The following is a 24,331-nucleotide window of genomic DNA, read 5'->3' on the forward strand; positions in this document are numbered from 1 at the left end:
AAAGATGACCAGTGATCTCCTTGCCCTGTCGACGCTTTCCGCGGAGGCGATGGGCGAACCGAGCGTCGGTCGAGCACGTGCACGAGTGAACTCAGCCCTGGCAGTTTTCCTGGACGGCAAACGCGACTCCGCCCCGGACGCGTGCCTGCCGCCTCTGGTAGCGGTGCTGCGCGACTTCATAAAGGGCGGCAAGCGCATCCGGCCGTTGTTGTGCCACTGCGGTTGGCTGGCCGGCGGGGGCGATCTCGAAGCCGAACAACCCGTTGTCCTGGGCGCGGCGCTGGAGTTGTTCCACACCTTCGCCTTGGTGCACGACGACATCATGGACACGTCCGACCTGCGGCGAGGCAGACCGACGGTGCACCGGGCACGCACGGCCGGCTTCCGCGGCCCTGGCGGTCAGCGGGCAGCCGAGCGGTTCGGAACCAGTACCGCGATGCTGCTCGGGGACCTTTCCCTGGTGTGGTCTGATGAACTGCGGTCGGTCCTCGACGCCGAAAACAGCCGCAAGAGGGCCGTGCGCGAGCTCGTCGACACCATGCACGTCGAGCTGATCGCCGGGGAGTATCTGGACCTGCTCGGCGCAGCCGAGGCCGGCGTCGATCCCGTGCAGCGGGCATGGCGGGTGATTCGGTGGAAAACCGCCCGCTACACGGTGGAGTTGCCGTTGCGCATGGGCGCGGTGCTGGCGGGCGCCGACGCACGCGTCCTCGCCGCGTGCGGCGCCTATGGACGCCCGGTCGGGGAAGCGTTCCAGCTGCGAGACGACCTGCTGGGCGTGTTCGGTGATCCGAGGGCGACGGGGAAACCGGACCGGGACGACCTGCGTGAGGGCAAACAGACCGTGCTGATGGTTCTCGCGTGGAGACAAGCCACCAGTGCGCAACGCGAGATCATCACCGCCCTGCACGGCAAACCGGACTTGGACCAGCCGGAGTCGGACCGGCTGCGGGAGGTCGTTCGGGACACAGGTGCTGTTGCCCGCGTCGAGGAGCTGATCGCAAGCCGCACGCAGCGAGCTCTGTCCGTTCTGGAATCGGCGCCTATCACCCCGCAGGCCAAGCCGGGGCTGGCCGCGCTCGCCCTGTCCGCCGCCTCTCGTACCCGTTGAGCCGACTCGAAAGGAGCGCGGTGTCCTCACAGGACTTCGCTTTGCAAGCCGTGGACCTGCACAAGGCGTTCGGCTCCCATCAGGTGCTGCGCGGTGTCGAGTTCTCCCTGCGACCAGGAGAGATCATGGGGATCATCGGTGAGAACGGCGCGGGCAAGACGACGCTGCTGCGTGTGTTATCCGGTGAGCTGAAAGCCGACCGCGGCAGCGTGGTGCACAAGGGTCGCCTCGGTTACTGCCCGCAGCGCATCGTCGTGAACAACGAGCTGACCGTGGAGCAACATCTGCGCTACTTCCAGAGCGCGTACCAGCTCGCCACCCTCACCCGCGCCCACGAACTGGTGGAGCGTCTGGATCTGTCCCGTTATCTCCACCGCAAGGCCGGCGTGCTCAGCGGCGGCACCAAGCAGAAGCTCAACCTCGTCCTCGCGCTCATGCACGATCCCGGCGTGGTCCTCATGGACGAGCCCTACCAGGGTTTCGACTGGGACAACTACCTGTCGTTCTGGGCCATCACCCGAGAACTGTGCGATAGAGGCCAGTCCGTGCTGGTCATCTCCCACATCGCTCACGACGTCAAGCAGTTTGATCGACTGCACAGGCTGCGGGAGGGGCAGGTCCTCGTTGAGAAGCCCACCGCGCGTCACGCCACCGCCAGCAGGAAGGCGGCACTGTGAAGGCGGCCACCGCTGTTCTGGCAGATCTGCGTGCGGCGAAGCGCTCCCTGGACGGACGCACCACGTGGTGGGCCAAACTGCTCAAAGCCATCGGCTTCGAGATCACCCAGCACGCCCGCAACCACCTCGCACTCGGGCTGGTGGTGTGCTTCATCCCGGTCTGGATCGGCGTGGTCCACACCGTCATCCCCAACAACACCGTCGAGTTCCACTCCCGCGTGCTCGGCCACGCGATGCACGTCAACGCCAACGAACTGGCCATGATCTCGGCGGTGATCAACGCGGTCACCCTGATCATCGGCTTCATGCAGTTCGCGTCCGTGCGGCGTTCCAGCGATTTCGACCAACGGCTGGTGCTCGCGGGACACCCCCGTCTGAGCATGCTGACAGCCAAGTTCGTCGCCCTCGTCCTCGTCTCCGTGCCGACCGCTGTCTACGCAACGATCGTCATGGAACTGTTCTGGGAGCCACGCCAGCCCGTACTCGTGGGGTTCAGCCTGTTCATCAGCGCGTTGACCTACGGCGGCCTGGGCATGGTGCTGGGCCTGGCACTGTCGAGCGAGTTGGCGGGCATGTTCGTCATCATCATGGTCAGCCTGATCGACGTCATGGTGCAGAACCCCATCATCAACCCCTCCGCCGACCTCGGTCCGGTGCGGCTGCTGCCCACCTACGGATCGATGCAGGCCGCAGCCGTCGCCGGGTTCACCGACGACGGTGCGATCGGCCACGCGCTGCTCGGCTTGTTGTGGCTCCTGGTGTTCGGCCTCGTGAGCGTGACCGTGTTCCACTGGCGTACCAAGGATCACGCCGGCCACATCACCTCGCCCGCCACGCAGACCGCGTCGGTCATCGTGACGTCCCGCTCCGACGGGACCTTGGCGATCGAATCGACGGCAGGCCCGATCCTGCTGTGCTCGCAACTGCCCAGCTGTCCGGTTTCCTGCGACAACACGGTTCCGCAGCCCCGCGTTCGCAAGACCCGCGCGGCGCGTGTGACGGCGTCCGACGTGTCCTGACCATCCCACTTTTCACGGCGCCCTGACCGCCGCCCGCCGAGCGCACGGCGGTGCTTGTCGGGATCACGGACGGCTCAACCACTTCATCGCGGGCATCGAGTCGTGCCCGACCCTCCACTCAGGAACGGTGATCGGATGTCAGCGGATCGGTTCAACGGGCAGCCGTGGGACGTGGTCGTCATCGGGGCAGGCCCGGCCGGGGCCACCGCCGCCAGAGTCGCGGCGGAAGCGGGATGCGATGTGCTGTTGCTCGAACGTGCCGCCATACCGCGGTACAAGACCTGTGGTGGCGGGTTGATCGGTTGCTCGCAGGCGTTTCTGCCCGCTGGGCTCGCGGTCACGATCCGCGACGAGATCGACGCCGTGACCTTCGGCTGGAACGGGCGTCGTGAACGCACCGTCGCCTCCACCGCAGGAGCGCGGTGCAAGATGGTGTTCCGCGAGGAGTTCGACGCCGCGCTCACCGAAGCGGCTGCCCGAGCCGGTGCCGTGGTGCGTGACCAGACCGCCGTGTCGGCGCTCGAGGACGCGGCCGGCGAGGTCGTCGTCCGCACCGGTCGCGGCGAACGGATACGGGCGCGTGCGGTCGTGGGCGCCGATGGCAGTGCCAGCAGGGTGGGGCGCCACGTCGGTGTCCGCTGCGAGCAGGTGGACCTGGCGCTGGAGGTCGAAGTCCCGGTCGACCAGCGCGACGCGGCGAAGTGGCGCGGCCGCATGTTGATGGAGTGGGGGCCGCTGCCCGGTTCGTTCGGGTGGGTCTTCCCCAAGGGGGACATCTGCACCGCCGGCGTGGTCGCCGCGCGCGGCAAGGGCGAGGCCACGAAGGCCTATCTGCGGGAGTTCCTGCGCCGCCAAGGCTTGGCGCACCTGACCCCGCTGCACGACACAGGTCATCTGACCAGGTGCCGCCGTCCTGATTCACCGCTGGCGCGCGGCCGCACGCTCGTCGCCGGCGACGCCGCGGGGCTGTGCGACCCGTGGTCCAGGGAAGGAATCTCCTTCGCATTGCGCTCGGGCACTTGGGCGGGAATGGCCGCCGCCGGGATCGCACGAGCGGAGCGCCGTGCGGACGCCGAGAAGGCGCTGATCGCCTACACCGATGCGGTGCGCTCCACCCTGGAAGTCGAGATGCTCGCCTCCCGCCAGGTCATGAACGTCTTCACCAAGCTCCCCGGGGTGGTCCACACCGCACTGACCGCTGTCCCTCCGGTGTGGCGAAGGGTCGATTCGTACCTCGGCGGTGACACCACGATCCCGGCGCTGCTCGGTACACCCGTCGCACGCTCGGCCCTCAGGGTGGCCGGGCTCTTCCTCTGACCGCTCCCTTCCAGGACGCCGTTTCTGACAGTTCCACCCGAGAACCCAGAAGGAGCCACCATGCTCGAGGACGACACGCGCTCGGACCGGCAGACGCCGGTGGCGATCATCGGAACGGCGTGCCGGACACCCGGCGGGGTCACGTCGGCGGAAGAGCTGTGGCAGCTGTTGCTGGACCGGCGCGATGCCGTGACCGGTTCCGACCCTGGAAGGCGGTGGTCGGACGACGAACGCGTCGTCCCCGCCGATCTCCTGAGCGCGGGAGCTCTGGGCGGTGGCTCTTTCCTCGACGGCGTCGACCTGTTCGACCCCGGATTCTTCGGCGTGCCGGTCCGCGAGGCGGCCACCGTCGACCCTCAGCACCGGCTGCTGATGGAGGCCACCTGGGAAGCGCTGGAGGACGCCGGTGTGCCGCCGCGTTCGCTGGCGGGATCCCGCACGGGCATGTTCATCGGCATCTCCGGCGCCGACTACGCCAAGCGGTTCACGATGGCGGACTTCAACGTCTACCACGGCATCTCGGCGGTTCCCTCGGGCGCGCCGGGCCGGATCTCCTACATCCTCGATGTCAACGGGCCGTCCCTGGCCGTGGACGGAGCCTGTGCCTCGTCCCTGATCGCCGTGCACCTGGCATGCCGCTCCCTGCACAGCGGGGAGTCCGATCTCGCCCTGGCGGGCGGCGTGACCGTGCAGCTCGAATGGGGAGGCTTCGTCGGTTTCGCCCGCGCGGGCGCCCTGTCCTCGCGTGGCCGGTGCGCGGCCTTCGACGCGAGCGCGGACGGCTTCGTGCGCGGTGAGGGCTGTGGGATGGTGGCGTTGAAGCGACTGGCCGACGCACAGCGCGACGGTGACCGCGTGCTCGCCGTGATCGCGGGATCGGCGATCAACCACGCCGGACGGGTGCAGGGCATCACCCAACCGTCCCGCGGCACCCAGCACACGGTCATCAAGGCGGCGATGCGCTCCGCCGGCGTCACCCCGGACGACGTCGGCTACGTGGAGGCGCACGGCACCGGCACCCCGGTCGGCGACCCGATCGAGTTCGCCGCGCTCAACGACGCCTACGGCACCTCCGACAAGCCCTGCGCCCTGGGTTCGCTGAAGACGAACATCGGCCACCCGGAAAGCGCGGCCGGGGTGCTCGGGCTCATCAAGGCCGCGCTGGCGGTGCAACGGGGCACCATCCCGGCGAACCTCCACTTCAGCCGCTGGAACCCCGCCATCGACGCGGACGGCACCCGCTTCGTCGTGCCCACCGCCACCACCGCCTGGGACAGCGCCGGCCGTCCACGCCGTGCCGGGGTGTCGGCGTTCGGCGTCACCGGCACGAACGCGCACGTCATCGTCGAACAGGCGCCGTCCGCGCCGGTGCCGTCCCCGCGTCCGCGAGACCGGATGGTGGTCCACGCCCTCTCGGCCGCCTCACCGGCAGGGCTGGCGGCCACGGCTCGGCGCCTGGCCGACCACGTGGAGGCCGGGCACGACTCCCCCGCCGACGTCGCCCACACCCTGGCCGCACACCGCAGCCACCTGTCCACTCGCGCCTGCGTGGTGGCAACCGGCCACGACGAGCTCGTGGACGCCCTGCGCGCGGTGGCCGACCGGCAGGACCACCCCGGTGTCCTCACCGGACCGACGACCGATCCCGGTATGCCGGTGTGGGTTTTCTCCGGCCACGGTTCGCAGTGGCCGGGCATGGCCCGCGACCTGCTGGACACCGATCCGGCCTTCACCGCCACGATCGACCGGCTCGATGCCGTCGCCGCGGCCGCGGGCGTACCCGTGCGGCGACTGCTGGCGTCCGGCGAACCCCTGGAACGGATGGACGTGGTCCAGCCGGTGATCTTCGCCGTGCAGACCGCGCTGGCGGAGATGTGGCGCGCCCGTGGCCTGCGCCCGGCCGCCGTGGTGGGCCACTCGATGGGCGAAGCCGCCGCCGCGGTGGCGGCAGGCATGCTGACTCCCGAGGAGGGCATGCGCATCACGATCGCGCGCTCGTCGCTGCTCCAACGCGTCGCGGGCGGTTGCATGGCGGTGGTCTCGCTGCCCGTCGACCGCGTCGAGGCCGACATCGCCGGCACCCCCGGCGTGTCCGTCGCGGTGGTGACCGCCCCCGCGTCCACCGTCATCGCGGGCGACGGCCCCGCTGTAGCAGAGCTGATGCGCCGCTGGCAGGGCAGCGGCGTGTTCTGCAAGCAGGTCGCCGTCGTGGTGGCCGCCCACTCCCCCCAGGTCGAACCGATCCTGACCGAGATCGCCGAGCGGACGTCGTGGTTGTCAGGAACACCTGCTGTCGTCCCGTTCTACTCCACGGCAGGCGATCCGCGTCAACCCGTGGTCTTCGACAGCGCGTACTGGGCGCGGAACCTGCGTGCGCCGGTGCGCTTCGATCTCGCTTGCAAGGCGCTGGTCGAGGACGGGCACCGGGCGTTCCTGGAGGTGTCGCCGCATCCACTGCTGACCCAAGCGGTGGAGGAGAACGCGGCGGCGCTCGGAGCACCCGTGGTCGCGGTGGGCTCGCTCGACCGGGACCGGGGCGGGCACGAGTCGATGCTCCGGGCCGCCGCCGCACTGCACGTGGCCGGCGTGCCGGTCGACCTCGTCGCCGTCAACGGCGGCGGCACGCGGACCACCCTGCCGCCCACCGCTTTCGACCGCTCGCGGCACTGGCAGGAACCCGTGCGCGGTTCACGCGGCACGGCGTCGCACATGTGGCTGGGCGAACGCTCGGCCGTAGCCGATCCCGACGCCGAGGACGGCACGCGTCACGTGTGGAACGCCGACCTCGGCACGGATCGCGTCGAGTGGCTGGCACAGCACACCTTGCGGGGCACCCCGTTGGTGCCCGGCGCCGCACACGTCGAACTCGTCCTGACCGCGGCCACCGACCTGCTGGGCTGCGGCACGGACGAGATCCGGCTGACCGACGTGCGGTTCGAGCGAGCGCTGCCGCTGGCCGCCTCCGTGCCCCTGCAGGTCGCGGCCATCAGGACCGGGCACCGCGTGGACGTCGAGGTCGTCCAGCACACCGGTGGCGGGTGGGACCGCATCGCCGCGGCGACGGCCACGCGGGACGAAGGAGTGGCCGACCTCCGCCCCGCGTTGTCGGTTCCCGATGCCCCTGCGGCCCCCGACGACCTCTACACGGCGTTCCACCGGATCGGACTGGACACCGGCCCTGCCTTCCACTCGATCACCTCCACCACCGACAGCGGGGTGGTCCGCCTGCAGGTGCCCACCGACGCGGAGATCCGCACCGGCGCCCCGCGCGTCCACCCCGTGCTGTTCGACGGGTGTGTGCTGGCGGTGGCCGCCTGTCTGGTCCGCGGTGATCACTCCGACGAGGGCGACGGGCCCTGGATGCCCACGCGCATCGGCGAGGTCGTGCTGCCCGCCCGTCCCGACCGCATCACGTGGGTCCAGGCTGAAGTCCGGCGTGACGGCAGCACCGCGACAGGCCGTGCCGACCTCTACGACGAGGCCGGAGAGTGGGTCGGTGCGATCGAGAACGTCGACTTCGTCCGCCACACCCGAGCAGCAGCCGACAGCGCGCGGCTCAACGCAAGGCTGTTCGAACTTTCCTGGCATCAGATCCCCTTGCCGGAAGAGCGGCCAGCGGCCTCGACCGGCTCGTGGGCGGTGATCGGAGAACCAGGTGACGACGTCGCCGACCGGATCGCCACGGCGCTGACGGCGGCGGGGCTGCACGCCACCACCCACCGCGACGTGTCCTCGATCTCCGATACCGGAGCCGCCGCGGTCGTGTGGTGCGCCACGGGTGAGCTCGACGACTTGGAGCGGGTGACGAAGGTGACCGACCTAGTCCGCGGGCACGAGTCGCGACCCCGGCTGTGGCTGGTCAGCCGCAACGCACGACCGGTGCTCGACGACGACCCGGTCGACCCCGGCGTGTGCGCGCTGCGCGGACTGCTGCGCGTGGCCTCCGTGGAACAACCCGAGTCGGAGGTGAGCTGGATCGACGGCAACCTCGGCACGACGGAGGACCTGGCCGACGTCGTGGCCGAACTGGTGGCCGGGACTGCCGAAACCGAGATCGCCTGGCGGGCCGGGCAACGGTATGTGGCCAGGATGGCGCGTGCGCCGCTGGCCGGGCAGCCACCACTGTCCAGTCGTCAGGTCGACGTGGTCGCGGGCGAGGACGAGTTCGTCCTGCGCCCGCACCCCGACGGCGGCCTGGATCTGCTGAGCCTGGTCGCCACCGGTGAGCCGCTGCCCACGCCGGGGCCCGGACAGGTGCTGCTACGACCGCAGGCGTGCACCGTGCACTTCCGCGAAGTGCTGATCGCGCTGGGCATCTACCCGACCGACGAGGGCACCTCGCCTGCGCTGGGCTCGGACGCCGCCGGGGTGGTGCTGGCGGTCGGAGACGGTGTCGAGGACCTCGCACCCGGTGACCTGGTCACCACCGTGATCACGGACAGCAGCGGTTCGATGGCCTCATACTGCCTGGCCAACAGCGAGTTGACCGCGCGCGTCCCCGAAGGCTTCGACCCCGTCGACATCGTCCCGTCGGTGCTGACTTACATCACCGCGTGGCACTCACTGCACGACCTCGCGCGACTGCGGGAAGGCGAGACCGTGCTGGTGCACTCCGCCGCCGGCGGTACCGGGCTCGCCGCGATCCAGGTCTCCCGACGACTGGGCGCCACGGTCATCGCCACCGCCGGCACCGAGTGCAAGCGCCGTTACCTGCGCGAGCACGGCGTGGAGCACGTGTTCGACTCACGAACCCTGGACTTCGCCGAGCAGGTGCTGGAGGCCACCGGCGGGCGCGGTGCCGACGTCGTCCTCAACTCGCTGACCGGGCCCGCCATGCGCGCGTCGCTCGACCTGCTCGCCCCGGCCGGGCGCTTCGTCGAGATCGGCAAGCGCGACCTGTACGACGGCGCACGCGTGGACCTCGGCACGTTCCGGCACGGCAACACCTACACCGCCTTGGACCTCGTGCTCACCGCGAACGAGCAGCCGGCCGTGTTCCGAACGGCGATGCTGCGGGTACTCGACGAAATCGCGGCCGGCACACTGCCCCTGCTGCCCAGCTCGGTCATCCCTCTGTCCGAGGCGGCGCAGGCGTTCAAGCGGCTGGCTTCCGGCGATCTCATCGGCCGCGTCACCCTCACCTTCCCCCCTGCTGGACAACGACTTCGCGTGCACGCACCCAGTCCTGGACGCGTAGTGCGCGATGGGGCCGCCTACATCGTCACCGGCGGCACACGGGGCCTGGGCCTGGAGGCGGCCCGGTGGCTCGCGGAAGCAGGCGCCGGACGCGTCGTCCTCGGCGGACGCGGCGAGCTCTCACCCGATGCCACCGCTGTGCTCGACGCGGTCACGGCCACCGGGTGCGAGGTGGAGGTCGTGCGCGGCGACGTGACCGACCCGGACACGGCCCGGCGCCTGATCGCAGCGGCAGGGCCGGACCTGCGTGGCGTGCTGCACACCGCCGTGGTGCTCGACGACGCCCCGCTCGACGCCATGACCGAGGACAAGCTGTTCCGCACGTGGCACCCCAAGGTCACCGGCCTGGTGAACCTGCACCGCGCGGCCGAAGGCATCGCGCTGGACTGGCTCGTGATCTTCTCGTCCATGTCGGCGCTACTGGGCAACGCAGGACAGGCCAACTACGCGATCGCGGGCTCGTGGGTGGACGCCTTCGCCCGATGGCGGCACGACCGAGGACTGCCGACCCTGTCGGTGAACTGGGGAGCCTGGGGTGAGGCGGGCCGGGCAACGGACTTCGCCGCGCGCGGCTTCGACACCCTCTCCACCGCCGACGGCTTCGCGGCGCTGACCGCACTGCTGCGGCACCAACGGGTCAACACCGGTGTGTTCGACTACCAGCCCGAGCTCCTTTTCCGCGCCTTCCCGCACGCGGTGGACAACCCGCTACTGGCCGACCTGCACACCAGCGACACCTCCGACCGCGAACTGAAGGCGACTATCGACCTGCGCACCGTGCAACCCGGTCCGGCACGGGCCGGCATGGCGCAGGACGCACTGGTGCACATCCTCGCCGCGCTGCTCGGCACCCAGCCCTCCGCCGTCGCGGCACACGCGAAGTTCACCGACCTCGGCCTGGACTCCCTGCTCGCCGTCGCCTTCACCCGCAGGCTCCGCAACGACCTCGACGTCGCACTCAGCCCCGCCGAGGTGTGGGCGCACCCATCACCCGCAGAACTGGCAAGCCACATCGACTCCTCGTTGGAAGCGCTCGCCGGCAACGCGTAAGGCGAGCGGTTCCTGGGGATCAGCACCGGCACGGTGGTCAGCTCTTCCTGCTATGGCCCCGAAGCTGACTATTCCAGCAGAGCCTGGTGTGGGCGGCGGCGAGACCGAGGACGCGGCTCCTTGGGCAGTCGGCGTTCGTAGGCGTCGTCGGCCACGACCGGTTTGGCAGCGCTTCCACTGATCGGCCGGTGTCCACACTGGACACCGGCCGATCGAGACCGAACTCTCAGGACAGCCGGGCTCGCACAGACGATCTCGCCCGGATCACCGACATTTTGTGGGACGACCTGCAGAATATGCACCTGGGAGGCTCGCCCGAGAACGCGAACAGCCGTTACTGGCCTCCCAGCAGCACTCTGCCCGGCACGAGCGTCCTCTGGCGTCATCCGCATCAACACCGATGACGAGGAAGTTCTCCAACCGGTCGGCACCACTCGCATCGCCAAGGCCAAGGACAGCGAACCTGTCGAGAACGAGACAGCCCGAACCCTTTACGAAGTCACCACGGACTTCAGCACTCCGGTCTGGATCCTCTGCAACGCCCCGTGCGTTCGACGGCGACAGCGCGGGCCGACTGGGATCGAAGGACATACGATGGGACGCGAAGCTCTCCGTCTCCTCCGCGTCTTCGCGGGGGGCCTTCCGGACAGCCCGACCGCGCGGTGTGGGAGTCGACGAGCTTCTCCAGCGGCGCTTCAGGCGCCTGAGGGCTCAGGACGAATGATGCTGGGAGTGGTTGTTATGCGACGCCACGAACGGCGTCAGCCGCTCAACCTGAGCGGATCTGTGCGTTGCCGGCATTGGTCCATCTCGCCTCTGTGCGACTGATCGAGGAATCACTGAGATAACCCAGTATTCCCGCTGTTCGGTAGCGCGACGAGGGCTCTACGGAGTCGCGGCGTTCATCTATCTGCTCTACGGGCTGCCGATGGGTCGAGTCACCGACGGGACGAGCTGAAGTCCGCCGAGCTGGCGCGCCGACGCCCGAACGCACGTTCGTCGGTGCGCCAGCAACCCGAGACGGCTGGCATCGCCACGGCCGAGCCCTCCAAACCAAGGCCCGTCAAGTGAAGGGCCGTTGCCGGTCTGGCTGCGCGTCGAGGCACTTGACGGCTTCTTCCAGTTCACGGAGTTCGCCACGCAGAATTTGGACTGAGCGCGTCGACCGCGTTGCGGCGAACCTCCGCCAAGACCTGGCCGGTGTCGTCCTCTCATCCGGCCCTGCGGTCTACGACGACTCATCAGCGCACACACCGTCCGCGAGACGGTTGTTGTCGCTCTGCGCGATGATGTGGCCGACCAACAGGAGCGGTGGACGGCGGCGTACGCCGCAGAGCCTGAGTGGCCCCCGCAAGACCTCTCCGGTAAGGGGCTCCCGCAACTCCCCGCCTTTCTAGGTTGAATGGCAGGCAGTCCCGCGCGGTCGCTCGACTTGGGAGGGACCGTCCGAGGTGGGGACGGGTCCGAGCGACCCGTCCCCAGGCCGCTACTCGGGCGCGGATAGCCCGAACGATGACTCGACCAAAAGGCTGCCGACATAAAACCGCTGGTCATCCCCGTTCCCATCCTTTGGTGCTTCCGCCGGGTGCACCGAAGTCGAAGGCGATCTGTGTTCGCGGAAAGCGCGAACCGGGTCGCCTTCGGGCGTTTTCTGGGGGCCGAGCCCCCAGACCCCAGCCGAGGCAAGCCCCCGGACCCCCGCAGTTGGCTGGGAGCGTCCGCGTGTAGCCCTGCCGGGGGCACCAGCACCATCCGCACAAGCGCCGGTCAGGCTCTGATCAGGCGCTAGTTGCTTTTCGGCGGTCTTTCCTCGATGGCAGACAGCTGGTCCTCCAGCCGGCTCCGTCGCAGGTCGAGCCGACGGCGCGCATCCCGTACCACCACTGAGTGCACTTGGGCGTGTAAAGCAGCACACCGCGCACCGCTGCCAACAGACTGGGGTACGTGGACACCAGGAAGCGAGTCGATCCCGTCCGGCGCGGTCGCACCATCCTGGGGGCGTCGCTGCTGCTCACAGCCGTCGCCGCGGGAGCAAGGGCCGCCGCCGGGTTCAGCTACGCGCCCGAACTGGAGTCCGCGATCCGCGCGAAGAACGGCCTCGACCTCACGATCGCGCTGCACACCGGGCTGACGTACGCGTGGCTGGTGTTCGCCGTCGGCACCGCGATCGCCTCGCTTCCGTTGCTGGTCAACGGCTCGGGGCGGACGTTCGCGGCCGGTGTCTGCTACGCGCTCGGCATGCCGTTGCTGTTGTTCAGCATCGGGGTGATCGCGCCCGTCGGCACGGTCCAGACGCTCACGTGGCTGGCGTGCGGGACGGTGCTTCTGCTGGCGTGCTTCGTGATGCTCACTTCAGGGCCGGCGCAGCAGGCTCCGGACCGGCGCAGGCCGGCCCGGAGTCGTCACCGCTAGCCGGTCACCGTGCAGGTCGCGGTCGCGGACCTGCCCGGGTTGCTCTCCGACACCGCCTTCAGCGTCACCTTCGACATGACCTGTCCGGTGCCGCGCAGAGCGTGCACCGGCACGTCGACCCGGCCGCCGAACTTGGCTGTGGCCAGCGCGTTCGGCACCGAGACGGTCCAGCCGTTCGACGCCGTCGCCGTCACGCGGTAGACGTCGCCGTCGAGGTACTGGTCGACGGGCTCCGGGTGCTGGCCGCCGGGAGGTGCCGTGCGGCCGGTGTTGGTCAGCGGGAACCGGCACGTCGCCACACCGTCCGCACCCGCACGGGCCGCGGTCGGGGTGACCCGCACGCCGCGCTGCTGCGGTCCGGCGCCGTCGAGCGAGCGGATCGCCACCGTGTAGGACAGCACGCCTCGGGAGTCGCGTTGCAGGTCCAGCACGTAGAAGTGCAGGCGGTTGGCCGTGTCGACGAACTCGAACTCGCTACCCGAATTGGTGCCCGCGTGGAACAGCGCGTCGGACAGCTGGCGGTAGTCGCCGATCGTGATCGGGACCTCGGTGCCGTCGGGCAGGACGTAGTCGGTCATGCCGATGTCCTGCGGGTTCGCGTCGATCACCCACGTGAACGGTGCGGCGTCGACGTTCTTGGTCTTGGCCAGCATCACGCCGGAGTCCGGGGTGAACGAGTCGGCGCCCATCCGGTCCACGACCTCGAGCGTGTAGTTGTTGTAGCCGCCGCCGTCGCAGAACGGGTCGGTGGACACGTTGCAGGACGGGGACTTGTCGCCGGTGCCCAATGCGAGGTTGATGCCGGTCAGGCCGCTGGTGCCGGGGTTGACCTCGCGTGCGGTGATCTTCGCGATGACCGTGCCGGATCCGGCCAGGGCCTCGCGGGACAACCGCAGGACGTTCTTCTCGTCGACGATGCCGAGCTTGATCTTGTTGCGCAGGGTTTGTTGTGCTCCCAGTGATGCGCCGCCGGTCGCCGGAATCGTCCACCGCGAGTGCGGGCCGCCGGGGCCGTTGAACGAGCCGCGCGACAGCATGTCCCACGGGCCGCTGTAGTCACGGCGCGGCGGGCTGCCGTACGGGTTGTTGTAGTTGTCGCCGATGCCGAGGATGTGGCTCAGCTCGTGCGCGTAGACGCCCTGGCCGGAGCTCTCGGCCTGGGTCGACGAACCGCCGCCCGCGTTGGGCCAGATCGACGAGCCCGCCGCCCACGAGGTCCAGTCGACGTACCTGGTGCGCGACCAGTTCGGCAGCGCCGGGTCCGGCGGGCCGAAGTCGTCGGTCACGTCCTCCTTCGTCCGGAACTTCATCATCCCGAACTCCTGCCACGTACCGGACTCGTCCTGGCCCGCCGACAGGTAGTAGATGAAGTCGTAGCCCGCCGGCACTTCCGCGCCGACGTCGGCCACCCACGCCGCACGGCCGTCGGTGCGGATGTTGCGGTTGCAGGAGTCGCCTGCGGGACAACCGGTTCCGCCCTGGAACTCCATGGCGTACTCGTGGTCCTTGCCCGGCATCGTGTACGGGCCGAACGCCTTCAGCTCGACGCCGTAGCGCCCGCCGGAGGTCTCCATCCAGTACTCGTGCACGGTGTGGCCGCGGTTGAGGGTGTTCGGCTTGTTCAGGAAGTCCTGGTAGAACTGCCCGACCTGGGCGCGCGGCACGCCGGCGGCCTCCGCGCTCGGGTTGCCGAACACCGTGGAGTTCTTGGCCTGCGTGACGACGAACGGCTGGTTCGGGTAGTCCAGCAGGACCAGCGCGCCCTTGAAGTTGCGCACCGAACCCTTGACCGCCGGGTCGGCCCAGTTCGTGCCGGGGATCTTCTTGTAGTCCCGCTCCCACGTCATGTGGTCGGGGTTGACCCAGTTCTGCGGGTCGACCGGGCCCGGGAAACCGGCCTGGGCGAGCACGCGGGCGGAGTCCCTGGACTGCTGCCACGGCTGTTGCTGCGGCCAGTGGTCGTACTGCCAGTGGTTCGTGGGTTCTTCCGGGGCGGCGACCGAGTTGCCGGCGTTGAACATCGCGATCGAGAGGAGCGCGGTGATCAGCAGGGCAGGGCGCCGGTGTGTGCGCTTCATCCCACCACCGTGGTGCAGAGCCGCCCGTGCGAACCACCGTCGATCGTCTGTCAGTCAACGGAACTCGGGCAGATCGACGCGAACGGACGCACCTCGCGGTCCCGGCACGAACCGCACGCTGCCGCCGTGCCCGGCCACGACGTCCGCCACGATGGCCAGGCCCAGGCCGGATCCGGGCAGGCCACGGGCGTCGGGCGCGCGCCAGAACCGTTCGAACGCCGAGGTCCTGTGCTCGAACGGCACCCCGGGCCCCTCGTCGCTGACGGTCAGCCAGCCCGGCTGCGAGCGGACGGTGATCGTGGAGCTCGCAGGGGAGAACTTCACGGCGTTGTCGAGCAGGTTGAGCACGCTGCGTTCCAGCGCGCCGGCGTCACCGGCGATCACCCAGTCCGCGCGGTCGACGTCGAAGCGGTGGTCGTGGGCGCGGCTGCGGGCTCGGGTGACGGCGCGGTCGATCACCCCGGCCACGTCGACGGGCTCACGGGCGAGTTCCCGGTCGTCGCGGGCGAGCACGACGAGTTCGGTGACCAGGTCGCCGAACTCCTGGCTCTGCGCCTGCAGCCGGTCGAGGACATCGGCGCGCTGGGGCAACGGGCGGCCGGTGCGTTCGCTGCGCACCAGCAGGTCGATGTTCGTGCGCAGACTGGTCAACGGTGTGCGCAGCTCGTGTGCGGCGTCGTTGACGAGATCTCGTTGGCGGCGGCGGGATTCGGCGAGGGCGGCGGTCATCGACGTGAACGCGCGACCCAGCCTGCCCACCTCGTCCTGGCCGTCGACGGCGACCGGGGTCGTCAGGTCGCCGGTGCGCGCGATGTGCTCGGCGGTCTCGGTGAGGCGTTCCATCGGGGCCAGGGCGCGGCGGGTCAGCCACAGGCCCGTTCCGGCCACGAGCAGCGCGCCGAGGAACGACACGGCGACCAGGACCCCGCCGAGCGTGGTCAGCGTGCTGTCGATCTCCGCCTTGCTGCGGCTCAGGACCAGCACCTCGCCGGTGCCGATCGGTTGCAGGAGAACGCGTGCCCGGGCGCCGGACTCGGTCACGCCGTCGCGGAACGTCGGCGTGGCGACGAAGTCGGCGGAGGTGGTGGCGACGGGGTCGACACCGGGTGGCGCACAGGAGGTGCCGTTGGGGGTGAGGGTCTGGATGCCTTGCAGGACATGGCGGAGTCCCCCGGAGGGAGCGCCCTCGTCACACCGGATCTTGGCCATCGGCGGAGGCAGGCTCGCCAGCAACGACCTGTCGAGCTGCGAGCTCAGGTTGTGCTCGGTGGCGAGCCAGGTGACGACGCTGATCCCGGCGATCGCGACCGCCACGACGAACGCCGTGATGAGCGCGAGCCTGCTGCGCAACAGGACCGGACGGCTCATGGTGACTCGCGCAGGATGAAACCCATGCCCCGCACGGTGTGCAGCAGGCGGGGACGGCCGCCGGACTCGGTCTTGCGGCGCAGGTAGCCGATGTACACGTCGAGCAGGTTGGTGCCCTGGTCCTTGCCCCACACGGCGTGCTTGAGGTGCTGCTTGGTCAGCAGGCGGTCCGGGTCGCGCAGGAAGACCGTGAGCAGGTCGAACTCGGTCGGGGTCAGGTCGAGCCGTTCGCCGCCGCGCAGGACCTCGCGGGCCCGCGGGTCCATCCCGAGGTCGGCGAACTGGAGCAGCTGCGGCGCCGGGCGGTGCCGGTTCTGCTTCAGCAACGCCCGGACGCGGGCCAGGAGCTCCTCCAGTGCGAAGGGTTTGACCAGGTAGTCGTCGGCGCCGGCGTCCAGGCCGGTGACCCGGTCGCCCAGCGCGTCGCGGGCGGTGAGCATCAGCACGGGCAGGCGTTCCCCGGCCGCGCGCAGGCGGCGGCAGGCCTCGGAACCGTCCAGGTTCGGCATCATCAGGTCGAGGATGGCGAGGTCGGCGTGGCGCACGAGCGGGAGTGCCTCGGCGCCGTCCGTGGCCGTGGTGACCTCGTACCCCTCGAACTCGAGGCTGCGCCGCAGACTCTCCCGCACGTCCGGGTCGTCGTCCACCACGAGCAGTCTCATGGCAAGGACGGTAAGGCCGTTCGCTGTGAGCCACCTGTGCATCCGCGCTCTCACGATTCTCTCAGCGGAAGCCAAAGCTGTTCTCACGACGACGTCAGCAGGCTCGATTCCACAACGGTCACAGCTGTGTCCACTGTGGAATGGAGATGACCATGGCGGTGAGCACCGCTCAGGCGACGGCGACGGTCGACATCATGATCCCGGTCTACAACGAGGAACGCGCGCTGCCCGGCTGCGTCGAGGTGCTGCACGGGTTCCTGAGCGAACAGTTCCCGTTCGACTGGTCGATCGTGGTCGTCGACAACGCGAGCACGGACCGCACCCTGGAGGTCGCGGAGGAGCTGTCCGCGAAGTACGAACGGGTGCGCGTGCACCACCTCGACCGCAAGGGCCGCGGGCTGGCTCTGCGCGAGTCGTGGGGCGCCAGCGAGGCGGCGGTCGTCGTCTACATGGACGTCGACCTGTCGACGGGACTGGACGGCCTGCTGCCTCTGGTCGCGCCGCTGCTCAACGGGCACTCGGACCTCGCGATCGGCTCACGGCTCGCGCCGGGATCGCGCACCGTGCGCGGACCGCGGCGAGAGCTGGTGTCGCGGGCCTACAACGCGTTGATCAGGCTCACGCACGGCGCCCGGTTCAGCGACGCCCAGTGCGGGTTCAAGGCCGCGCGCACCGAGGTCGTCCGGCCGTTGCTCGGCCAGGCCCGCGACGAGGCGTGGTTCTTCGACACCGAACTGCTGCTCCTGGCTGAGCACAACGGATTGCGCGTGCACGAGGTGCCGGTCGACTGGGTCGAGGACGTCGACAGCCGGGTCGACGTGGTCGGCACCGCGCTCGACGACATCAGGGGCCTGGTCCGCGTCGCCCGCGCGAAGGCCAACGGCACCGCGCTCGTGAACGGGCTGCCGCGGCGGCCGTTGCCCCGCGCGATCCACCCGGACGCCGTGCTGAGCCGCAGCGAGGGCGGGCTCTCCTGGCAGGTGCTGTCGTTCGCGGTGATCGGCGTGATCTCCACGCTCGCGAACCTGGGTCTGTACGGCGCTTTCCGGCTGTGGTGGCCGGTGCTGGCGGCGAACCTGGCCGCGTTGGTGATCACGACGTTGTTCAACACGGAGGCCAACCGGCGCTTCACCTTCACGGCCCGCAACACCGCCCGCGGCCGAACGCATCTGCAGGGGCTGGTGGTGTTCGGGCTCTACTACGCGTTCACGTCGGCCGCGTTGCTCGTGCTGCACGCGGTCTCCGACTCCCCGTCGCGCACGCTCGAACTGATGGTGCTGCTCGGCTCCTCCGCGCTGGGGACGGTGGGACGCTTCTTCCTGTTGCGCAGCTGGGTGTTCCGCCGGACTGACGGCCGCGGCGACAGCGGCCGTCAGGCGTGACCGGTCAGGGCGCGAGTGCCCAGGCCTGTTGCGCGCTGGCCTTGCAGAAGGCGAGCCACCGGCTCTGCGTGGTGATCGCGCCGTCGGAACCGGCGCGGGCGAGGGCGGCGGAGGAGTTCTCCTGCGTCTGCGGGCCCCAGTCGCCGTCGATGCCGGTCGTGATGCCCCAGATGTACTGGCAGGCGGCCTGGACGAAGTACGTCTGGGTCGCCGAGCCGGTGGTGAAGCTGGAGTCGCCGCTGCCCGAGATCGCGTTGTCGATGTGGGCGTGGTTGTGGTGCTCCGCGTTGTCCAGGTAGGAAATGACGTGCCGGAAGTGGTAGTGCAGCGACGCCATCGTGCCCCAGTAACGAATCCGCGCGGTGCGCAGCGCGTCGCCGGTGGAGTTCTTCCACTGGTCGTAGCGGGCGTTGAAGGCGGTGAACGTCGCGCCCGTGTCGCGGTTCGTGATGAGCATGCGCGCGAGGTCGAACGCCCTGCCCTCACCGTGCATGCCAGACTTGTTCACGTACGCGCCGTACGAGTAGATCTTGTGCGGCGCGGTCCAGTGGTAGGGCGTCCAGTTGCGCCAGTGGACGTGCCACTGCTCCAGGCGGGAGTAGAAGCCCGCCTCGTAGCGGAACGACGTCGCGGCGCCGTTCACCTCGTAGAAGGTCGGCTGCGAGTTGATCTCGCTGTGGGTGACGAGGGTCGCCGCGGAGGCGTTCCCGGTGCCGAGCAGAACCGCCGCTGAGCCCGCCACACCTGCGGCGAGGATGCTCCGGCGCGACATCGATCCGTTCATGCCCGGCAGTCTTTCGCCGAGCATGAACGCGCTCCCTAGTCCTCAGGACAGTCTTCGACCTCGACCGGCACTTCCTCACCGGTCTGCCGCGCCTCTTCGAGCACGCGGCGCACCTGCTCCTCGCTCGCACCGAACATGAAGCACATGTCCGCGACGGTAGGTGTGCCGTGGCCGCCGGGGCTTCTCGATTCCTGCTCGCTCTTCCGGTTTGGCTGGATTTCGCGCCCAACACGGGTGAAACCGCGGGCGAAATTTGCAGGCGCACGGCTGTTCCCGGTCGTGCACGTGCTGGGATGCACCATGACTGATCGCGGCGACCGCATCGTGAGCGAGCTCGAAGAGGCCTTCTCCGGGCTGATGGCGGCCGACCCCGCCGCGTTCCGGCACAAGTTCCGCAAGATGGCGGCCGAGCCGTTCACGTTCTACCGGGGCAGCGCGTGCCTGTTCTACGCCGACATGGCCGACCTGCCCGACGAGTGGGCCGACGAGCGCACCGGCCGCATCTGGATCCAGGGCGACCTGCACGCGCAGAACTTCGGCACCTACATGGACTCCGAGGGCACGCTGGTGTTCGACGTGAACGACTTCGACGAGGCCTACCTCGGCTCGTTCACGTGGGACCTCCGCCGCTTCGCCGCGTCGATGGCCCTGCTCGGCTGGCGCAAGGCCCTGCCGGACAGCGTGATCGTCGAGCTGATCCGCACCTACGTGACCGCGTACGTCGCTCAGGTCCGCTCGTTCGCCGACCACCCGGACGACGAGCTGTTCAGCCTCCGCCTCGACAGCACCGAGGGCGCCCTGCGCCGCGTGTTGCAACGCGCCCGCCTCGCCACGCGAATCGGTCTGCTGGACGAGAAGACCGTGATCGTCGATTACGAACGCCGCTTCCGCCGCGACCGCGACGGCATCCACGAGCTGTCCGAGGACGTCCTCGAGTCCGTCGCCCGCGCCTTCGCGTCCTACCTGGACACCATCCCGACCGGCAAGCGGGCGTCGAGCCGCACCTATGCCGTGAAGGACGCGGTGGGCCGCAGCGGGTTCGGCATCGGCTCGGCCGGCCTGCACGCCTACAACATCCTGGTCGAGGGCCGCTCCCAGGCGCTGGAGAACGACGTCGTGCTGTCGATGAAGCAGGCCAACGTCGCCGCGCCCAGCCGCATCGTCCCGGACGCCCGGATCCGCGACTACTTCACCGACCACGGCCACCGCACCGCCGTCTCGCAGCGGGCGCTGCAGGCGCACGCCGACCCGTGGCTCGGCCACACCGAGATCGACGGCGTCGGGTACGTCGTGTCCGAGCTCTCCCCGTACGAGGCCGACCTCGACTGGTCCGACCTCACCGAGCCCGCCGACATGCTGCCCGTGCTCGGCTACCTGGCGCGTGCCACCGCGAAGATGCACTGCGTGGCCGACTCGGACTCGTCGCAGACCCTCGTGGACTTCCAGTGCGAGGAGGCGATCGCGGCGGTCATCGGTGACCGGGAGGCCGAGTTCGCCGACTCCATCGTCGAGTTCGCGCTCGACTACGCGGGGCAGACGCGGGAGGACCACCGGCTGTTCGTGGACGCGTTCCGGGACGGCCGGATCAAGGGTGTGGGTTCAACAGCCTGATCTGGATCTTGATTCCGCTCCGGGACGTGATTCAGACGACGATGCGCATATTCGTTAGATGGTTACTCTGATGAATATGCGCATCCTCTTCTCAAGTGTTCCTCAGCACGGTCACCTGCTACCCCTCTTCCCGCTCGCGCGGGCGTTCCGGGAGCGTGGCCACGAGGTCGCCGTCCTCACCGCCGCCGGCATGGCGCCGGTGATCGAGGCGCAGGGACTCGGGCACCTGCCCGCCGGACCGCTGCCGGACGTGTTGTTCGCCGAGGTCGCGCGGCGGACCGGGGCCGACCCGGCGGGTGCGCCCACGCCCGGCTCGGTGGCGGAGTTCTTCGCCGGAACGCGGATCGATCTCACGGCGGATGAGGCGCTGGCGGCCGCGAAGTCCTTCGAGCCGGACCTCGTCGTGGCCGAGCTGTGCGACTTCGTGGGGCCGTTGGTGGCCGCCGCGACGGACACGCCGGTCGCCACCCTGGCGTTCGGGCCGCCGCTCCCGCTGGTGTTCACTGACGCCATGGAAGCCCTGGCGCGCACCCGGCACGAGGCGCGTGACCTGCCGTGGGAGCCGCGCAAGTGGCTGCTCGACACGTGGCCCGCGTCGATGCGCGCGGACGAGTGGCAGCGGCCGGAGGGCTGGCTGCCGCTACGTCCCGAGGCGTTCCGGGAGCCTGGAGCGCAGTCCGCGGCGCTGCCGGTGTCGGCGCGGCCACGGGTGCTGGTGACGTTCGGGACCTTCTTCGGCGACCCCGCCAAGCTCAGCCCGTTGCTGCGCGCGCTGTCCGCGGTGGACGCTGACGTCGTCGTGACGCTCGGCCTGGTGTCGAAGCCCGAGGAGTTCGACGTCGACCACGAGCGGATCACGTTCGTCGGGTTCACGCCGATGGAAGACCTGCTCGACGGCGTGGACGTGGTGGTGACGCACGGCGGTGCGGGCACGACGTCGGCCGCGTTGATGAAGGGCGTGCCGCTCGTGGTGCTGCCGCAGGGTGCCGACCAGTTCTTCCAGGCCGAGAGGGTGGCCGCGGCCAGGGCCGGCGTGGCGCTCGCCCCGGACGCGCAGACTCCGCAGGCGCTGGCCGACGTGGTGCGCGCGGTCCTCGGCGATGTCACCATCCGGGAGAACGTCGCCACGATCGCGAAGGAGATCGCCGCCATGCCCGACGCCCACGAGGTGGCCGCGACACTGGAATCCCGCCTGTGACGAGGCAGTACCGCTCTCCGCGCCGCGCGCAGGACGCCGCCGACACCCGGCGGGACATCCTGCGCGCGGCCACGGAGTTGTTCTCCGCCAACGGTTATGCGCGCGTCACGGTGGCAGAGATCGCCAAACGCGCCGGGGTGGCACCGCAGACGGTGTACTCGAGCGCGGGCAGCAAGTCCGAGATCCTGCACAAGATCGTCAGCGAGTCGATCGCGCGCACCGACGCGGTCTCGGTCACGGAGGCGATCCGGCAGACCGAGGGCATCGCCGCCGCGATGACGGCGCTGGCCAAGGGCACCCGGATGGGCAACGAGAGCGAGCAGCAGGTCGTCGAGGTGCTGTTCGCGGCCATCCCCGCCCACGAGGACGGTGCCGCGCTCTGGGCGCACAGCACCGGCAGCTACCGGCTCGCGCTCCGGGACACCGCGCTTCACCTGCAGGACAAGGGATTGTTGAGGGTGGACGTCGAGCGGGCCACGGACGTGCTGTGGTTCTGCTTCGGGTTCGGCGCGTGGCGGACGCTCGTCAAAGAGTGCGGGTGGTCGTGGGACGACGCCGAGAAGTGGCTGGCCCAGCAGGCCATCACCACCTTCACCCACTGAGGCCCTAGTGGACGAGGCCGTGGTGGCGGTTCGTCCACGCGGCGACGGCCGGCAGCACGTCCGTGATCCACTCGCGGGCTGCGGCGGTGAGTTCGTAGCGGGCCGCGCGGCGGAGCACGAAACCGTTGTCCTGCAGCCGTTGCAGGGTGAGGATCACCTTCGGGCCGAGGAACGAGAGCAGGTCCTCCGCCGTCTTCGCCCCGTCGGACAGCGCGACGAGGACCTGCGGCAGCTGGTCGCTGCTCATCAGGTCCTGCAGCGCGAGCAGGTGGTGCAGGGCCGCGGAGTCCGCCTTGCGCTCGACGCTGAACGTGCTCGGGTCGTGCACCTGGACGCGGGCCCGGCCGGCTCGCTTGGCGCGTTGCAGGGCCGCGTCGGTGTCGCGGACCAGGTCGATCAGCGTGGCCTCGGGGGTGGGCACGTGCGCGGCCACGCCGATGGACGCCGTCTGGCCGTGCAGGGTGACGTGGTAGCCGTCGTTCGTGGTGATCTCGGTCTGCAGTGCGCGGATGTCGCGCAGGATGCGTTCGGCCACCATGGCCGCTTCTCCGACCGTGGTGCGGGGCAGCAGCACGAGGAACTCATCGCCACCGTGGCGGCACACGAGGTCCGTCGGGCGCGTGTGAGCGGTCAGCACTGCGGCGACGTCAGTCAGCACCACGTCGCCCGCGGGGTGGCCGTAGTCGTCGTTGATCTTCTTGAAGCGGTCGAGGTCGATCATGAGCAGCGCGACCTGCTCCCACCGGCGCTGGGCTCGGCGGTACGTCGCGGGCGCCTGGTCGTCCCAGCCCCACCGGCCGAGGAGGCCCGTCAGGCGGTCAGTTGCCCACGCGCCAACGGGTTGCGCGCACGAGCCACAGCGCGAAGGAGCGCTTTCGTCGTGCAGGCGCAGAGAACCGTGGTCCACCGGCAGCCCCATCCGCGCAGTCGCCATGAGTCCCCCCAGACTTCAGCTCTGACTGGCCGTATCTGCCTCTTTCAACTGAGGTGACGTCGTTCGGATCAATCGCGACACATCAGTGCAAGCGGCGGAGTGTGATCATAGGGCTACGGACTGGTGGATTCAACCCTTGTGATGCCATATGCTCGCTTGGTTCCACAACAGTGGAAAGATCCCCGGGCCCCTGGTCGCTCCAGCGGAGGTGTGGCGTGAGGCCGTTCGCCGAGGTCCTCAACGAGCTGTGCAACAACCCGCCCGACGGCCGGGGCAAGGTCACCAACGTAGCGCTCGCCGCCGCCGTGAAGTCGCGGGGCGGGGACATCGGGCACGGCTACATCTCGCAGCTGCGACTCGGCGTGAAGGACAACCCGACCTGCCAGGCGATCGTCGACCTCGCGGGTGCGCTCGGCGTTCATCCCGCGGTGTTCCTCGGCGGTCGCCGTGAGCTGCACACGGCTGAACAACCCGGTTGGCGCGCAACGGCTGTGAGCACGCTCTTCGAAGCAGTGCACCCGCCGGACCGCGGCCCCTGGTCACCGGAGGAGGTCGCGACCGCGATCAGCTCGTCCGGCCAGTTCGGCAGCATCTCCGCCAGCTACATCCGCGAACTCCTGAGCAACGCCAGCGACAACCCGCGGCTCAAGCACATCCTCGGCCTGGCCGACCACTTCGGCGCCGATCCGGCGTACTTCTTCGACGACGACCTCGCGGCGCGGGTCGACTCGGAGCTGACGGACTTCCTGGCCCTGCGCGAGCTCGGGGTCGTCGAGTTCGTCACCCGTCTGGCCGAACGCACGGGCGATCTGTCCCCGCAGGCCAGGGCTGCTGCGGTAGAAGGGTTCCGGCAGGCGCTCGAAGTCGGCGAGGGCTGGTCGTTCCCACTGAACAGTCGCCGTACGTCCGCGGACCACACTTGATGACGAC

The 24,331-nt window shown here is 69.7% G+C and carries 16 protein-coding genes; 11 read left to right on the top strand and 5 right to left on the bottom strand.

What is annotated here, in order from left to right; all coding sequences use genetic code 11:
* Positions 1-4 precede the first annotated feature (4 nt).
* The 6 genes from IEY88_RS08615 to IEY88_RS08640 all read left to right on the top strand — a co-directional run bounded on the left by IEY88_RS08615 (position 5) and on the right by IEY88_RS08640 (position 12,782).
* Complete coding sequence (locus tag IEY88_RS08615) at positions 5-1,111, top strand: polyprenyl synthetase family protein (RefSeq protein ID WP_189154071.1); 1,107 nt, start codon at positions 5-7, stop codon at positions 1,109-1,111.
* Positions 1,112-1,131: 20 nt separating this feature from the next.
* Positions 1,132-1,788, top strand: coding sequence for an ABC transporter ATP-binding protein (locus IEY88_RS08620; protein WP_229693191.1), 657 nt, complete (start codon positions 1,132-1,134; stop codon positions 1,786-1,788).
* The gene (locus tag IEY88_RS08625) at positions 1,785-2,807 is read left to right on the top strand and encodes an ABC transporter permease (RefSeq protein ID WP_189154072.1); all 1,023 of its coding nucleotides are present in this window, start codon (positions 1,785-1,787) and stop codon (positions 2,805-2,807) included. Before IEY88_RS08620 ends, IEY88_RS08625 begins: the two co-directional genes overlap by 4 nt.
* 135 nt (positions 2,808-2,942) lie before the next feature.
* Positions 2,943-4,124 (top strand): geranylgeranyl reductase family protein, encoded by a 1,182-nt coding sequence (locus IEY88_RS08630; RefSeq protein ID WP_189154073.1) that lies wholly within the window; start codon positions 2,943-2,945, stop codon positions 4,122-4,124.
* A 60-nt stretch (positions 4,125-4,184) separates the two neighbouring features.
* On the top strand, positions 4,185-10,370 hold the full coding sequence (locus IEY88_RS08635; RefSeq protein ID WP_189154074.1) for a type I polyketide synthase: 6,186 nt from the start codon (positions 4,185-4,187) through the stop codon (positions 10,368-10,370).
* 1,944 nt (positions 10,371-12,314) lie between these two features.
* The gene (locus IEY88_RS08640; protein ID WP_189154075.1) at positions 12,315-12,782 is read left to right on the top strand and encodes a hypothetical protein; all 468 of its coding nucleotides are present in this window, start codon (positions 12,315-12,317) and stop codon (positions 12,780-12,782) included.
* Here IEY88_RS08640 and IEY88_RS08645 read toward each other — a convergent pair.
* The 3 genes from IEY88_RS08645 to IEY88_RS08655 are packed head-to-tail and all read right to left on the bottom strand — an operon-like array spanning position 12,779 to position 16,890.
* Positions 12,779-14,860: a M6 family metalloprotease domain-containing protein gene (locus IEY88_RS08645; protein WP_189154076.1), complete on the bottom strand. Its 2,082-nt coding sequence runs from the start codon at positions 14,858-14,860 to the stop codon at positions 12,779-12,781. The genes IEY88_RS08640 and IEY88_RS08645 overlap by 4 nt on opposite strands.
* 54 nt (positions 14,861-14,914) lie before the next feature.
* Positions 14,915-16,228, bottom strand: a complete 1,314-nt coding sequence (locus IEY88_RS08650; RefSeq protein WP_189154077.1) for a HAMP domain-containing sensor histidine kinase — start codon at positions 16,226-16,228, stop codon at positions 14,915-14,917.
* On the bottom strand, positions 16,225-16,890 hold the full coding sequence (locus IEY88_RS08655; protein ID WP_189154078.1) for a response regulator transcription factor: 666 nt from the start codon (positions 16,888-16,890) through the stop codon (positions 16,225-16,227). Before IEY88_RS08655 ends, IEY88_RS08650 begins: the two co-directional genes overlap by 4 nt.
* A gap of 152 nt (positions 16,891-17,042) precedes the next feature.
* Here IEY88_RS08655 and IEY88_RS08660 point away from each other — a divergent pair, with 152 nt between their 5' ends.
* Positions 17,043-18,272, top strand: coding sequence for a bifunctional glycosyltransferase family 2/GtrA family protein (locus IEY88_RS08660; RefSeq protein ID WP_229693192.1), 1,230 nt, complete (start codon positions 17,043-17,045; stop codon positions 18,270-18,272).
* 4 nt (positions 18,273-18,276) lie between these two features.
* Here IEY88_RS08660 and IEY88_RS08665 read toward each other — a convergent pair whose 3' ends face one another.
* Positions 18,277-19,080 (bottom strand): hypothetical protein, encoded by an 804-nt coding sequence (locus tag IEY88_RS08665; RefSeq protein ID WP_189154080.1) that lies wholly within the window; start codon positions 19,078-19,080, stop codon positions 18,277-18,279.
* Between the two features lie 276 nt (positions 19,081-19,356).
* Between IEY88_RS08665 and IEY88_RS08670 the strand changes: the two genes are divergently transcribed.
* The 3 genes from IEY88_RS08670 (at position 19,357) to IEY88_RS08680 (ending at position 22,467) form a co-directional block, all read left to right on the top strand.
* Positions 19,357-20,667: a DUF2252 domain-containing protein gene (locus tag IEY88_RS08670; RefSeq protein WP_189154081.1), complete on the top strand. Its 1,311-nt coding sequence runs from the start codon at positions 19,357-19,359 to the stop codon at positions 20,665-20,667.
* A 76-nt stretch (positions 20,668-20,743) separates the two neighbouring features.
* A complete protein-coding gene (locus tag IEY88_RS08675; RefSeq protein WP_189154082.1) occupies positions 20,744-21,865 on the top strand; it encodes a glycosyltransferase in 1,122 nt (373 codons plus the stop codon).
* The gene (locus tag IEY88_RS08680; protein WP_189154083.1) at positions 21,862-22,467 is read left to right on the top strand and encodes a TetR/AcrR family transcriptional regulator; all 606 of its coding nucleotides are present in this window, start codon (positions 21,862-21,864) and stop codon (positions 22,465-22,467) included. Before IEY88_RS08675 ends, IEY88_RS08680 begins: the two co-directional genes overlap by 4 nt.
* A gap of 4 nt (positions 22,468-22,471) precedes the next feature.
* Here the strand turns inward: IEY88_RS08680 and IEY88_RS08685 are convergent, their stop codons facing one another.
* Complete coding sequence (locus IEY88_RS08685) at positions 22,472-23,401, bottom strand: GGDEF domain-containing protein (RefSeq protein ID WP_189154084.1); 930 nt, start codon at positions 23,399-23,401, stop codon at positions 22,472-22,474.
* 215 nt (positions 23,402-23,616) lie between these two features.
* Between IEY88_RS08685 and IEY88_RS08690 the strand changes: the two genes are divergently transcribed.
* Positions 23,617-24,324, top strand: coding sequence for a hypothetical protein (locus IEY88_RS08690; protein ID WP_189154085.1), 708 nt, complete (start codon positions 23,617-23,619; stop codon positions 24,322-24,324).
* The last annotated feature ends 7 nt before the right edge of the window (positions 24,325-24,331 follow it).

It is taken from the genome of Lentzea pudingi, assembly GCF_014646255.1.
In the GTDB taxonomy this organism is placed as follows: domain Bacteria; phylum Actinomycetota; class Actinomycetes; order Mycobacteriales; family Pseudonocardiaceae; genus Lentzea; species Lentzea pudingi.

What these genes read in the sequence shown, in the direction of transcription:
- IEY88_RS08615 (WP_189154071.1), top strand. Translation starts at nt 5, where the DNA reads ATGACCAGTGATCTCCTTGCCCTGTCGACGCTTTCCGCGGAGGCGATG.
- IEY88_RS08630 (WP_189154073.1), top strand. Translation starts at nt 2,943, where the DNA reads ATGTCAGCGGATCGGTTCAACGGGCAGCCGTGGGACGTGGTCGTCATC.
- IEY88_RS08635 (WP_189154074.1), top strand. Translation starts at nt 4,185, where the DNA reads ATGCTCGAGGACGACACGCGCTCGGACCGGCAGACGCCGGTGGCGATC.
- IEY88_RS08645 (WP_189154076.1), bottom strand. Translation starts at nt 14,860, where the DNA reads ATGAAGCGCACACACCGGCGCCCTGCCCTGCTGATCACCGCGCTCCTC.
- IEY88_RS08650 (WP_189154077.1), bottom strand. Translation starts at nt 16,228, where the DNA reads ATGAGCCGTCCGGTCCTGTTGCGCAGCAGGCTCGCGCTCATCACGGCG.
- IEY88_RS08655 (WP_189154078.1), bottom strand. Translation starts at nt 16,890, where the DNA reads ATGAGACTGCTCGTGGTGGACGACGACCCGGACGTGCGGGAGAGTCTG.
- IEY88_RS08660 (WP_229693192.1), top strand. Translation starts at nt 17,043, where the DNA reads ATGGCGGTGAGCACCGCTCAGGCGACGGCGACGGTCGACATCATGATC.
- IEY88_RS08665 (WP_189154080.1), bottom strand. Translation starts at nt 19,080, where the DNA reads ATGCTCGGCGAAAGACTGCCGGGCATGAACGGATCGATGTCGCGCCGG.
- IEY88_RS08670 (WP_189154081.1), top strand. Translation starts at nt 19,357, where the DNA reads ATGACTGATCGCGGCGACCGCATCGTGAGCGAGCTCGAAGAGGCCTTC.
- IEY88_RS08675 (WP_189154082.1), top strand. Translation starts at nt 20,744, where the DNA reads ATGCGCATCCTCTTCTCAAGTGTTCCTCAGCACGGTCACCTGCTACCC.
- IEY88_RS08685 (WP_189154084.1), bottom strand. Translation starts at nt 23,401, where the DNA reads ATGGCGACTGCGCGGATGGGGCTGCCGGTGGACCACGGTTCTCTGCGC.